This window comes from Pseudomonas laurylsulfatiphila (assembly GCF_002934665.1).
Classification (GTDB): domain Bacteria; phylum Pseudomonadota; class Gammaproteobacteria; order Pseudomonadales; family Pseudomonadaceae; genus Aquipseudomonas; species Aquipseudomonas laurylsulfatiphila.
Genome location: NZ_NIRS01000003.1, coordinates 521,978 through 535,519, shown reverse-complemented (window position 1 = coordinate 535,519; position 13,542 = coordinate 521,978). Strand labels below are relative to the sequence as shown.

Genomic DNA, 13,542 nt, shown 5'->3' with positions numbered 1-13,542 from the left:
TGTGGGAGCGAGCTTGCTCGCGATGACGGTCTGACATTCACCATAGATGTCGACTGAAAGACCGCTATCGCGAGCAAGCTCGCTCCCACAGGGGACTGTGGTGTTTTTGCAAAAGGGGGGCGGGATCAACCGCCCCCTCATTGGTTTAAGCGTAGCTTTCGATCGACGGGCAGGCGCAGACCAGGTTGCGATCGCCAAACACGTTGTCGACGCGACCGACCGGCGGCCAGTACTTGCCTTCGATCAGCGACGCAACCGGGTAAACCGCTTGCTCACGGCTGTACGGGTGCGACCACTCGCCGACCAGCTCCTTGGCGGTGTGCGGAGCGTTTTTCAGCGGGTTGTCGTCCTTGTCCAGGGTGCCGTTTTCCACTGCGCGGATTTCTTCGCGGATGCGGATCATGGCGTCGCAGAAGCGGTCCAGTTCTTCCTTGGATTCGCTTTCGGTCGGCTCGATCATCAGCGTGCCGGCTACCGGGAACGACATGGTCGGCGCATGGAAACCGAAGTCGATCAGGCGCTTGGCGACGTCATCGACACTGATGCCGCTGCTGTCTTTCAATGGACGCAGGTCGAGGATGCATTCGTGCGCCACCAGGCCGTTGCTGCCGGTGTACAGCACTGGATAGTGCTCTTCGAGGCGACGGGAGATGTAGTTGGCATTGAGGATCGCCAGCTGCGAAGCACGCTTGAGGCCCGCGCCACCCATCATACGAATGTACATCCAGGTGATCGGCAGAATGCTCGCGCTGCCGAACGGTGCCGCGCAAACGGCGCCTTCCTTGCGCTCCATCTGCGCGTGGCCCGGCAGGAACGGCGCCAGGTGCGATTTCACACCGATCGGGCCGACGCCCGGGCCGCCACCGCCGTGGGGGATGCAGAAGGTCTTGTGCAGGTTCAGGTGCGACACGTCGCCGCCGAACTTGCCCGGTGCGCAGAGGCCGACCATGGCGTTCATGTTGGCGCCGTCGATGTACACCTGGCCGCCGTTGTCATGAACGATGCCACAGATTTCGCGGATGCCTTCTTCGAACACGCCGTGGGTCGACGGGTAGGTGATCATCAACGCGGCGAGGTGCTCGCGGTGCTCGATGGCCTTGGCGCGCAGGTCTTCGATGTCGACGTTGCCGCGGGCATCGCACGCGGTCACGACCACACGCATACCGGCCATCTGAGCGGTGGCCGGGTTGGTGCCGTGGGCCGACGACGGGATCAGGCAGATGTCGCGGCGGTCTTCGCCACGGCTCTGGTGGTAGGCACGGATCGCCAAGAGACCTGCGTATTCACCCTGGGAACCGGCGTTCGGTTGCAGCGAAACCGAATCGTAGCCGGTCGCTGCGCACAGCATGGCTTCCAGTTCGTCGGTCAATTGCTGATAGCCGGCGCTTTGCTCGGCCGGGGCGAACGGGTGCAGAGCACCAAACTCGGCCCAGGTCACCGGGATCATTTCGCTGGCGGCGTTGAGTTTCATGGTGCACGAACCCAGCGGGATCATGGTGCGGTCCAGCGCCAGGTCCTTGTCCGCCAGTTTGCGCAGGTAGCGCATCAGCTCGGTTTCCGAGTGATAGCGGTTGAACACCGGATGGCTGAGGATCGGCGACTGACGTACCAGCGCGGCCGGGATGGCGCTCTGTACCGAGGCGGCGAGGGCGGCGAACTCCGGCAGGGCCTTGCCGTCGGACAGCAGGCTCCACAGGGTTTCAACGTCGGCCTGAGTGGTGGTTTCGTCCAGGGACAGGCCCAGGCGTTCGCCATCGACCACGCGCAGGTTGATGCGCTGGGCGTGCGCCTTGTCGTGCAGGGCGGCGGTTTGAGCACCGGTCTTCACGGTCAGGGTGTCGAAGAAGTTCGCTTGCTCGACGTTCAGACCCAATGCGCTCAAGCCTTTTGCCAGGATCGCAGTCAGGTGGTGCACGCGATTGGCGATCTGCGTCAGGCCTTTCGGACCGTGGTACACGGCGTACATGCTGGCGATGTTGGCCAGCAGCACTTGCGCGGTGCAGATGTTCGACGTGGCTTTCTCGCGACGGATGTGTTGTTCGCGGGTCTGCATGGCCAGGCGCAGGGCCGGGTTGCCGAAACGGTCTACGGAAACACCGACCAGGCGGCCCGGCATGTCACGCTTGAACGCGTCCTTGGTGGAGAAGTACGCCGCGTGCGGGCCACCGAAGCCCAGCGGCACGCCGAAGCGCTGTGCGCTGCCGATGGCCACGTCGGCACCGAATTCGCCCGGTGCGGTCAGCACGGTAAGGGCCAGCAGGTCAGCGGCCACGGCCACGAGGGCGTTGGCGGCGTGGAAGCGTTCGGTCAGCTCGCGGTAGTCGAACACGTCACCGTTGCTTGCCGGGTATTGCAGCAGGGCGCCAAAGAACGGCGTCACGTCGGTCAGTTCACGCTCGTCGCCAACCACCACGTCGATGCCCAGAGGCTCGGCACGGGTGCGCAGTACGTCGAGGGTCTGCGGGTGGCAATGCACGGAGGCGAAGAACTGATGGCTGCCTTTGTTCTTGCTCAGGCGTTTGCAGAAGGTCATGGCTTCGGCAGCGGCGGTGGCTTCGTCGAGCAGCGAGGCGTTGGCGATCGGCAGGCCGGTGAGGTCGCTGATCAGGGTCTGGAAGTTCAGCAGCGCTTCGAGACGGCCCTGGGAGATTTCTGGCTGGTACGGGGTGTAGGCGGTGTACCAGGCCGGGTTTTCCAGCAGGTTGCGCAGGATCGGCGACGGCGTGTGGGTGCCGTAGTAGCCCTGGCCGATGAAGGTCTTGAACAGCTTGTTTTTGCTCGCGATGGACTTGATCAAGGCCAGGGCATCGGCTTCGCTCAAGCCGTCTTCCAGGCCGAGGACGCTGGTGCCCTTGATGCTCTCGGGAATCACTCTGGCGCTCAGGGCTTCCAGGGAGTCGAAACCGAGGCTGTTGAGCATGGCTTGCTCGTCACCGGCACGGGGGCCGATGTGACGGGCGATGAATTCATTGGCGGTGGTCAAATTGATCTGGGTCATGTCAGTGCTCCTCAGGCTTCGGCTTGGGCTTTGATCAGGCGGTCGTAGGCGTCCTGGTCCAGCAGTTGGCCGACAGCGTTGGCATCGGCAGGTTTGAAACGGAAGAACCAGCCTTCGCCCAGCGGATCTTCGTTGACCAGCTCAGGGCTGCTGTCCAGCGCCGGGTTCACTTCCAGCACTTCGCCGTCCAGCGGCATGTACACGCCGCTGGCAGCCTTTACCGATTCCACGGTGGCGGCTTCGGCGCCTTTGTCGTAGGACTGCAGCTCAGGCAGTTGAACGAAAACCACGTCGCCCAGGGCGTTCTGTGCGAAAGCGGTGATGCCGACCGTGACGCTGCCGTCAGCTTCGGTGCGCAGCCATTCGTGATCTTCAGTAAAACGCAACTCGCTCATGGAAACTCCTAAGGGGCCAGACTCGTCTGGTGGACGCGATTGAATGCTTGGGCGATGCCCTGGTTATGGAGAACTACATAGCAAGAACGCGGCCAACGTTGTTTTTATTGTTATTGATCAATGATTTAGGCGGTTTTGACAAAGGCTGAAATTCATTCGTTGTAGCGAAATCGATACGGCATATGTCAATGATAAAAGCCGAGGTGGATCAAAGCCTTGCACAGCCGTGATCGGAGAGGGGTGTAGCGATATCGTTCCGCTGTAGCGCTTTCAGTACAGGTGGAGGTCGTTTTTGGCGCAATTTTCAGATCAGCTGCTAACCCTGTGGGAGCGAGCCTGCTCGCGAAGGCGTAGTGTCAGGCAATATTGAAGTGACTGATCCACCGTATTCGCGAGCAGGCTCGCTCCCACAATTGTTCGGTGTCAGGTCTCAGGCTTTGCCGGGAATGCCGTACTTGCGCAACCGATGGGCAATCGCGGTGTGGGAGGTTTGCAGGCGGGTCGCCAGTTGCCGGGTCGAGGGATAGCTGACGTAAAGTTTTTCCAGCAGGGTCTTCTCGAATGCGTCCATGGCCTGTTCCAGGCTGTCGACGTCATGGTCGCCCTGGCGGGCCACCGAAGTGCCGGCGATGTCGAGGTCGCCAATGTCCACCAGGCTGCTTTCGCAAATCGCCGCGGCGCGGAAGATCACGTTTTGCAATTGCCGCACGTTACCCGGCCAGCGGTTGCCCAGCAGCGCCGGATAAGTGCCTGGCGCCAGGCGACAGATCGGACGCTGGATCTGCGCACAGGCCTGCTGCATGAAGTAGCGGGCCAGCAGCAGGATGTCCTGGCCGCGCTCGCGCAATGGCGGCACTTCAACATTCAGGACGTTGAGGCGATAGAACAAGTCTTCGCGGAACAGGCCTTCGCTGACCATTTTTTCCAGGTCGCGGTGGGTGGCGCTGAGGATTCGTACGTTAACCTTGACCTCACGGTCACCGCCGACCCGGCGAAAACTGCCGTCGTTGAGGAAACGCAGCAGCTTGGCTTGCAAATACGGTGACATCTCGCCGATTTCATCGAGAAACACCGTGCCCTGGTTGGCCAGTTCCATCAGCCCTGGCTTGCCGCCGCGTTGCGCGCCGGTGAAAGCGCCGGGAGCGTAGCCGAACAGTTCACTTTCGGCGAGGTTCTCGGGCAATGCTGCGCAGTTCAACGCCAGAAAGGGTGAACTGTGTCGGGCGCTGATGGCGTGACAGGCACGGGCTACCAGTTCCTTGCCGGTGCCGGTTTCGCCCTGGATCAGCAGCGGTGCATCGAGGGCAGCCACCCGCTGGGCGCGTGCCTTGAGGGTGCGGATCACCGGGGACTCGCCCAGCAGTGCATCGAAACCTTCGGCGTGGTCATGGTGCAGTGCGGAAAGACGTTCACCGATGCGGTTCGGCTGGTACAGGGTCAGCAGGGCGCCGGCGTCGGTGATCGGTGTGGCGTCGAGCAGGAAGGTCTGGCCATTGACGATGATTTCCCGCAGCGGCAGGCGAAAGCCGTGTTCGAGCAGGGCGTCGAGCAAGGCCGGGTCGGCAAACAGCTCGGCCACGCTTTCGCCATTCGGTTCGCGGCCGTACAGGGCGATCAACGCCGGGTTGGCCAGCAGCACCTTGCCGTCGCTGTCCAGTGCCAGCACCGGGTCGGTCATGGCGGCCAGCAATGCGTCGAGCTGCAAGTGCCGACGCTGGCCGGGCAGGATGTCGACCACTGTCACCGCTTGCACGCCACGCACGCTGAACAGGGCATCGCGAAGTTCTTCGAGGACTTGCGGGCTCAGGGTCGGGGCGTCGATATAAACATTGGGCGGGACCATTTCCACCGCATCCAGGTTCAGATTGCGCCCGCCAAGCAGGGCCAGGACTTCCTGGGTGATACCGACGCGGTCGATGAAGCTGACGTGGATACGCATGGGGCGGTTTCGGGTTCTGCAGTGCGGAGGGTGGCAAGTATGCCTTGGGGCGGGCTAATGGTGAAATCCTGCGCGGACTTCAATAGGTCGATGATCCCTTTGTGGGAGCGAGCCTGCTCGCGAAGGCGTCGTGTCAGGCATCATTGATCGTGACTGATACACCGCTTTCGCGAGCAGGCTCGCTCCCACTTGGAAATGTGGGCTACTCGAATTTCTCGAGATCTATCGGGTCGCCGGATTTCATATTCAGTTGTTTGCGGATGTCTTCGAACATCAGGTCGTAATGTTCGTGTGACGAACCAATGGCGATTTTTTCTTTGGGAATGCCATATTTCTCGGCGATTTTCGTCACATTGCTGGCGAAGTTGTAGGCTTCCTCCTTGGGCAGGAAGAAGGGCTCCTTCAGGTCCTTGCCCTGAATGCTGCCATGCATGGTGAACTGAATGCCTTTTTCCCCTTTGGGGTTCTTGCTGACTTCATAGTCGAGGTGGATGTTGTAGCTCACATCATCCTTGTTCAGCGCATGGCGCTCGATGTGCAAGTGACCTGGATCAAACGTTGCCATAAACGCCTCTCTCTACAAGTAAGTAATGCCGGCGGTCGCCGTGCTGATGCGCGTACCGGCCTTGCCCTGGACGATCGCTTCGATGTCCGCGAGCGAGCCGATCACCGCCACTTTTCCAGTATGGCGCGCGAATTCGCAGGCTGCCTGCACCTTCGGTCCCATGGAGCCGGCGGCGAAGCCGAGTTTTTCCATTTCGTCGGGGTGCGCCTGGGCGATGGCTTTCTGCGTGGGTTTGCCAAAGTCGATGAAAGCGGCGTTGACGTCGGTGGCGATCACCAGCAGATCGGCTTCAAGCTGTTCGGCCAGCAGCGCCGAGCACAGGTCCTTGTCGATGACCGCTTCGACGCCCTCGAGTTTGCCGGGCGAGGTATACATGGTCGGAATGCCGCCGCCGCCGGCGCAGATCACGATGCTGCTTTTTTCCAGCAGCCATTTGATCGGACGGATTTCGAAGATGCGCTTGGGTTTCGGGCTGGCGACCACGCGGCGGTACTTGTCGCCGTCGGGAGCAATAGCCCAGCCTTTTTCGGCGGCGAGTTGTTCCGCCTCGGCCTTGCTGTAGACCGGGCCGATGGGCTTGGTCGGGTTCTTGAAGGCCGGGTCATTGGCATCGACTTCGACCTGGGTCAGCAGGGTCGCGAAGGGCACTTCGAAGTCCAGCAGGTTGCCCAGTTCCTGTTCGATGATGTAGCCGATCATGCCTTCGGTCTCGGCGCCGAGCACGTCCAGCGGGTAGGGCGAAACCGAGGTGTAGGCCGCGGCCTGCAATGACAGCAGGCCGACCTGGGGGCCATTGCCGTGGGCGATGACCAGTTGGTTGCCGGGATGGATCTTGGCGATCTGTTCGGTGGCGATCCGGATGTTGGCGCGCTGGTTGTCAGCGGTCATCGGTTCGCCGCGGCGGAGCAGGGCATTACCGCCCAGAGCAACGACGATACGCATGGTGCTAGTCCTTCTAAGCAGGGGAGAAGTGGATGACTCGATCCATTGTGGGAGCGAGCCTGCTCGCGAAAGCGGTGTGTCAGTCAACATCAACTTTGAATGTCAGACCGCTTTCGCGAGCAGGCTCGCTCCCACATTGACCGGGATCCGGTCTTTAAAGGTCAGCCAGCGTCGACACCAGAATCGCCTTGATGGTGTGCATGCGGTTTTCCGCTTGCTCGAAGGCGATGCAGGCCGGCGACTCGAACACGTCATCGGTCACTTCGATGCCGTTGCTCAGGTGCGGGTACTGCTCGGCAATCTGCTTGCCGACTTTGGTATCACAGTTGTGGAATGCCGGCAGGCAGTGCATGAACTTGGTGCGCGGGTTGCCGGTGGCTTTCATCAGTTCGGCGTTGACCTGATACGGCAGCAGTTGCTGGATGCGTTCGGCCCAGGCTTCAACCGGTTCGCCCATCGACACCCAGACATCGGTGTGGATGAAGTCGACGCCCTTGACCGCCGCTTTCGGGTCTTCGGTGAGGGTGATGCGCGCGCCGCTTTCTTCACCGTACTGTTTGCAGCGGGCGACCAGGTCGTCCGCCGGCCACAGGGCTTTTGGCGCGCAGATGCGCACGTCCATGCCGAGCTTGGCGCCGATCAGCAACAGCGAGTTACCCATGTTGTTGCGCGCGTCGCCGAGGTAGGCGTAGCTGATTTCGTGGATCGGTTTGTCGGCGTGTTCACGCATGGTCAGCACGTCGGCGATCATTTGTGTCGGGTGATACTCGTCGGTCAGGCCGTTGAACACCGGTACGCCGGCGAACTTGGCCAGCTCCTCGACGATTTCCTGCTTGAAGCCACGGTACTCGATGGCGTCGTACATGCGCCCGAGCACGCGGGCGGTGTCCTTCATGCTTTCCTTGTGGCCGATCTGCGAGGAGTTCGGGTCGATGTAGGTGACGTTGGCGCCCTGGTCATAGGCTGCAACTTCGAACGCGCAGCGGGTGCGGGTCGAGGTTTTTTCGAAGATCAGCGCGATGTTGTTGCCCTTGAGATGCTGCTGTTCGGTGCCGGTGTACTTGGCACGCTTGAGGTCGCGGGACAGGTCGAGCAGGTAGCGCAATTCGCGAGGGGTGTGGTGTTCCAGGCTCAGCAGATTGCGGTTATGGATATTGAACGCCATTTTGGATCTCCTAAGGTGTCGGTTATCCCCTTGGGCCGTGCATGCCCCTGGGTAGAGGGCAGCGCGGGCCAAGGCTAAGAGGTTAGTAGTCGATCGGATCGCGGATGATCGGGCAGGTCATGCAATGGCCGCCGCCCCGTCCCCGGCCGAGTTCGCCGGCGCTGATGGTGATGACCTCCACCCCGGCCTTGCGCAGCAGGGTATTGGTGTAGGTATTGCGGTCGTAGCCGATGACCACGCCCGGCTCCACGGCCACCACGTTGTTGCCGTCGTCCCATTGCTCGCGTTCGGCGGCGAAGCTGTTGCCGCCGGTTTCCACTACGCGCAACGCTTTGAGGTTGAGGGCCTGGGCCACGGTGTCGAGGAAGTTGGTTTCTTCGCGACGGATGTCGATGCCGCCTGCCTTGCTTTCATCGGGACGCAGGGTGAAGGCGACAATCTGGTTCACCACTTCCGGGAAGATCGTGACGAGGTCGCGATCGCAGAAGCTGAACACGGTGTCCAGGTGCATTGCCGCGCGGGATTTCGGCAGGCCGGCGACTATCACTTTCTCGACGGCTTTGTTTTTGAACAGGTTCACCGCCAATTGGGCAATGGCCTGCCGCGATGAGCGTTCGCCCATGCCGATCAACACCACGCCGTTGCCGATCGGCATCACGTCACCGCCCTCAAGGGTGGCGTTGCCGTGGTCCTTGTCCGGGTCGCCGTACCAGATCTGGAAGTCGGCGTTGGTGAACTCGGGGTGGAATTTATAGATGGCGGTGGTCAGCAGGGTCTCCTGACGGCGCGCCGGCCAGTACATCGGGTTGAGGGTAACGCCACCGTAGATCCAGCAGGTGGTATCGCGGGTGAACTGGGTGTTGGGCAGCGGCGGCAGGATGAAGCTGGAGTGGCCGAGGAAGTCGCGGAACATCTCGATGGCCTTGCCGCCGAAACTGGTCGGTAAGTCGTCGCCCGATACGCCGCCGATCAGGAACTCGGCGATGTGACGTGGCTCCAGGCTACGCAGCCACGACGCGGTTTCGTTGATCAGGCCCAGGCCCACCGAGTTGGCGGTGATCTTGCGTTCCAGAATCCAGTCCAGGGCTTCGGGAATGGCGACGATGTCGGTCAGCAGGTTGTGCATTTCCAGCACATCGACGTTACGTTCGCGCATCTTGGTGACGAAGTCGAAGTGGTCGCGCTTGGCCTGGGCCACCCACAGCACATCATCGAACAGCAGTTCGTCGCAGTTGTTCGGGGTCAGCCGCTGATGGGCAAGTCCTGGGGAGCAAACCATGACTTTGCGCAGTTTGCCGGCTTCGGAATGGACGCCGTACTTAACTTTTTCCGTGGTCATTACAGTGATCCTCCAGATGACAAAACAATTGCATTACAGGGTCAGGAAGCCGTCGTAGAGACCGTAGGCCGCCACCACGGCGCCGACGACCACCGCAGCGAAAATCAGCTTCTCGACGTTGGTGAAAACCGGTTTGTTGATTTCCAGCTTGGCCTTGGCGAACAGGATCACGCCGGGGGCGTAGAGCAGGGCGGACAGCAACAGGTATTTGGTGCCGCCGGCGTACAGCAACCAGATCGCGTAGACCAGGGCTACGACGCCGATGATGAGGTCTTTCTGCCGACCGCCGGGCGCGCCCTCGTAGGTTTCGCCCCGCACGGCCAACAGCAGTGCGTAGGCCGCCGACCACAGGTACGGCACCAGGATCATCGAGGTGGCGAGGTAGATCAGCGACAGGTAAGTACTGGCCGAGAACAAGGTGATGATCAGGAAGATCTGCACCATGGCGTTGGTCAGCCACAGGGCATTGACCGGTACATGGTTGGCGTTTTCCTTGCGTAGGAACGCCGGCATGGTGTGGTCCTTGGCAGCGGCGAACATGATCTCCGCACACAGCAGCACCCACGACAGCAAAGCCCCCAGCAGCGAGATGATCAGGCCGACGCTGATCAGCACTGCGCCCCAGTGGCCGACCACATGCTCCAGCACCGCCGCCATCGACGGGTTCTGCAATTTGGCCAGTTCCGGCTGGGTCATGATCCCCAGCGACAGCACGTTCACCAGCACCAGGAACAGCAGCACGGTGACAAAGCCGATCACGGTGGCTTTACCCACGTCGCTGCGTTTTTCCGCCCGGGCCGAAAAGATGCTCGCGCCTTCGATACCGATGAACACCCACACGGTGACCAGCATCATCTTGCGCACCTGGTCCATCACGCTGCCCAGGTCCGGGTTTTTCAGGCCCCAGATGTCAGCGGTAAAGATGTCCAGTTTGAAGGCGAACAACGCGATCAACATGAACAGCACCAGCGGCACGATCTTGGCGACGGTGGTCACCAGGTTGATGAACGCCGCTTCCTTGATGCCTCGCAGTACTAGGAAATGCACGGCCCAGAGCAGCACCGAGGCACCGATCACGGCAGCAACGGTATTCCCCTCCCCGAATAGCGGAAAGAAGTAGCCGAGCGTGCTGAATAGCAGAACGAAGTAGCCGACGTTGCCTAGCCAGGCACTGATCCAGTATCCCCAGGCGGACGAGAAGCCCATGTAGTCGCCGAAACCGGCCTTGGCGTAAGCGTAGACACCGCCGTCCAGGTCGGGTTTGCGATTGGCCAGGGTCTGGAACACGAATGCCAGGGTGAGCATGCCGACGGCGGTGATTGCCCAACCGATCAGAATGGCGCCGACATCGGCACTGGCGGCCATGTTTTGCGGCAAGGAAAAGATCCCGCCACCAATCATCGAACCGACGACTAATGCAACCAGTGCGCCGAGTTTGAGTTTTCCGGGAGCTTCAGACATTGCATGACTCCAATGCAGGAGAAGAGAGGCCAGCAGATTAATTCCGTTGGTTATCCAATCAGCTGACTTGGATCACTAAATGAGAGCGTTCCCAGTTTGTTGGCGGAGTGCCATCATTTCAAGGCGGCTGCTTGTAATGCCTGATTTAGAGCCTTTGAGTGGATTATTTCAGTTATTTTGTATTCTGTTTCGAATTATGACGCTAGTTGGTTTTTCAGAATTCGCCAATCTTCCTCATGGGTTTTTTGTACGAAATGGATGTATTGGAAAAGCGTATACAACAAATAATTATATCGGCGCCTTTAATAGCCATTTTGTGCAAGTAAAAAGACATGGGTTGGCGTTATCCAATAAACGTTATTACGCTTCAACAGTTTAGTTGACGCCCGATATGTGACGATCTCGCGGCAGTTGTCGCCCCCCGAAAAAATGGAGATGCAACGATGTCGCAATCACCGAGCAAGCTTCGCCTGAGCGCATTGATCGCCCTGGTGGTGGGTTCGATGATCGGTGGCGGGATCTTTTCCCTGCCGCAAAACATGGCGGCCAGGGCCGATGCCGGGGCAATCCTGATCGGTTGGGCGATCACTGCGGTCGGCATGCTGACCCTGGCGTTCGTGTTCCAGACCCTGGCCAATCGCAAGCCGGAACTGGAGTCCGGGGTGTATGCCTATGCCAAGGCCGGGTTCGGCGACTACATGGGCTTCTCGTCCGCCTGGGGGTACTGGATCAGCGCCTGGCTGGGCAACGTCGGCTACTTCGTGCTGCTGTTCAGCACCCTTGGCTATTTCGTTCCGGTCTTTGGCGAAGGCAACACGCCGATCGCCATCGCCTGCGCTTCGGTGCTGCTCTGGACCGTGCATTTTGTGGTGATGCGCGGGATCAAGGAGGCGGCGTTCATCAACCAGGTGACCACCGTGGCCAAGATTGTGCCGTTGATCATGTTCATCGTGATTGCCGCCGTGGCGTTCAAGGCGGACATCTTTACCCTCGATATCTGGGGGCGTAACAACCCGGAATTCGGCAGTGTGATGGATCAGGTTCGGCACATGATGCTGGTCACCGTGTTCGTGTTCATCGGTATCGAGGGGGCCAGTGTCTATTCGGCCCGGGCGGAGAAACGTTCCGACGTGGGCCGGGCGACGGTGATCGGGTTCATTGGGGTATTGGCACTGTTGGTGCTGGTGAACGTGCTGTCGCTGGGGATCATGACCCAGCCGGAACTGGCGAAACTGCAGAACCCCTCGTTGGCGGCGGTGCTTGAGCATATCGTCGGCCCCTGGGGGGCATTGCTGATCAGCGTCGGCCTGGCGATCTCGCTGTTGGGTGCGTTGCTGTCCTGGGCGCTGCTGTGCGCCGAAATCCTGTTCGCCACGGCGAAAGACAAGACCATGCCGGCATTCCTGACCAGGGAAAATGCCAACCGTGTGCCGGTCAATGCAATGTGGCTGACCAACTCGATGATCCAGTTGTTCCTGCTGATCACGCTGTTTTCCGCCGGCACCTACACCAGTCTGATTTATCTGGCGTCATCGATGATTCTGGTGCCGTACCTGTGGTCGGCGGCCTATGCGGTGTTGTTGTGCGTGCGCGGGGAAACCTACCAGCAGGCAACCGCCGAGCGCAGCAAGGATTTGCTGGTTGGCGTCATTGCCTTGAGTTACGCGGTGTGGTTGCTGTACGCCGGCGGCCTGAAGTATTTGCTGCTGTCGGCGTTGCTGTATGCGCCGGGTGTGATCCTGTTTGCCAAGGCCCGCCATGAACAGGGCATGCCATTGTTCACGACTTTCGAGAAAGGCATTTTCACCGCAGTTATCAGCGGTGCCGGGCTGGCGGCTTATGGGCTGTATAGCGGGTTGCTGAGTCTGTGAAGCTGTTGCTGGCGTATCAGCCACCCTATGACTGGCCGGCCATGCTGGGATTTTTGTCGGCACGGGCGATTGCAGGACTGGAAACGGTTGCTGATGGCGCCTACTCGCGCAGCATTGATCTGAAGGGGATGCACGGCAGCTTTTCTATCCGGCCTGCCAAGTCTGATGCCCTTGAGCTGACGCTGGACTTTCCCGACCCAAGCGCCGTGCCCGACATCGTCGCGAGCGTGCGGCGGATGTTCGATCTCGATGCCGAACTCGCCCCGATCCATCGGCATTTAGCGCTTGATCCGCTGATGGCGCGGTTGATTGCCGAGCGTCCCGGGCTGCGTGTGCCGGGGGCGTGGGACGGGCTGGAACTGGCGATCCGCGCGGTGCTGGGGCAGCAGATTACGGTGGCAGCGGCGATTCGCCTGGCGGGGAAACTGGTGGCGCAATATGGCGTGCCACTGGGTAAGCCGTTAGCGGGGTTGAGTCATGTGTTCCCCACGGCTGACGTGTTGGCGCAGGCCGATCTGGCTGCGTTGGGCATGCCGAAAAGCCGGGGCCGGACCTTGTCGGGTGTGGCCCAGTCATTGCTCGATGACCCGCGATTGTTCGAGCCCGGTCGGGAGGGGGGCGTAGCGCGGTTGCTGGCGTTGCACGGGATTGGTGACTGGACGGCGCAGTACATTGCGTTGCGACAGTTGCGGGAGATGGATGGATTTCCCAATGGCGATGTGGGGCTGGTCAATGCGTTGGCGGCACTGGAGGGTGGGCCGGTGACGGCGAAGCAGTTGCTGTTGCGGGCGCAAGCGTGGCGGCCCTATCGAGGGTATGCGGCGCAGGTGCTGTGGACTTCGTTGAGTCGGGTGGATTGAGTCGATC

General features: G+C 60.6%; 10 protein-coding genes. 2 read left to right on the top strand and 8 right to left on the bottom strand.

Going from position 1 to position 13,542, the window contains the following annotated elements:
• Positions 1–145: 145 nt before the first annotated feature.
• The 8 genes from gcvP to arcD (CD175_RS12890) form a co-directional block, all read right to left on the bottom strand.
• Positions 146–2,998 carry an aminomethyl-transferring glycine dehydrogenase gene (gene gcvP, locus CD175_RS12930; protein WP_104449208.1) on the bottom strand — a complete coding sequence of 951 codons (2,853 nt, stop codon included), beginning with the start codon at positions 2,996–2,998 and terminating at the stop codon, positions 146–148.
• An 11-nt stretch (positions 2,999–3,009) separates the two neighbouring features.
• Positions 3,010–3,393, bottom strand: a complete 384-nt coding sequence (gene gcvH, locus CD175_RS12925) for a glycine cleavage system protein GcvH (RefSeq protein WP_104449207.1) — start codon at positions 3,391–3,393, stop codon at positions 3,010–3,012.
• Positions 3,394–3,823: 430 nt separating this feature from the next.
• A complete protein-coding gene (locus tag CD175_RS12920) occupies positions 3,824–5,332 on the bottom strand; it encodes a transcriptional regulator GcsR (protein ID WP_104449206.1) in 1,509 nt (502 codons plus the stop codon).
• 202 nt (positions 5,333–5,534) lie between these two features.
• Entirely contained in the window at positions 5,535–5,897 is a 363-nt protein-coding gene (locus CD175_RS12910; RefSeq protein WP_104449204.1) for a DUF5064 family protein, read from the bottom strand.
• A gap of 12 nt (positions 5,898–5,909) precedes the next feature.
• Entirely contained in the window at positions 5,910–6,839 is a 930-nt protein-coding gene (gene arcC, locus CD175_RS12905) for a carbamate kinase (RefSeq protein ID WP_104449203.1), read from the bottom strand.
• A 154-nt stretch (positions 6,840–6,993) separates the two neighbouring features.
• Positions 6,994–8,004, bottom strand: coding sequence for an ornithine carbamoyltransferase (locus CD175_RS12900; RefSeq protein ID WP_007974406.1), 1,011 nt, complete (start codon positions 8,002–8,004; stop codon positions 6,994–6,996).
• An 82-nt stretch (positions 8,005–8,086) separates the two neighbouring features.
• Positions 8,087–9,343 (bottom strand): arginine deiminase, encoded by a 1,257-nt coding sequence (arcA, locus tag CD175_RS12895; RefSeq protein WP_015096588.1) that lies wholly within the window; start codon positions 9,341–9,343, stop codon positions 8,087–8,089.
• A 33-nt stretch (positions 9,344–9,376) separates the two neighbouring features.
• Entirely contained in the window at positions 9,377–10,804 is a 1,428-nt protein-coding gene (gene arcD, locus CD175_RS12890) for an arginine-ornithine antiporter (RefSeq protein WP_104449202.1), read from the bottom strand.
• 443 nt (positions 10,805–11,247) lie between these two features.
• Here arcD (CD175_RS12890) and arcD (CD175_RS12885) point away from each other — a divergent pair, with 443 nt between their 5' ends.
• A complete protein-coding gene (arcD, locus tag CD175_RS12885) occupies positions 11,248–12,675 on the top strand; it encodes an arginine-ornithine antiporter (RefSeq protein ID WP_104449201.1) in 1,428 nt (475 codons plus the stop codon).
• Entirely contained in the window at positions 12,672–13,535 is an 864-nt protein-coding gene (locus tag CD175_RS12880; RefSeq protein ID WP_104449200.1) for a DNA-3-methyladenine glycosylase family protein, read from the top strand. Before arcD (CD175_RS12885) ends, CD175_RS12880 begins: the two co-directional genes overlap by 4 nt.
• Positions 13,536–13,542 lie beyond the last annotated feature (7 nt).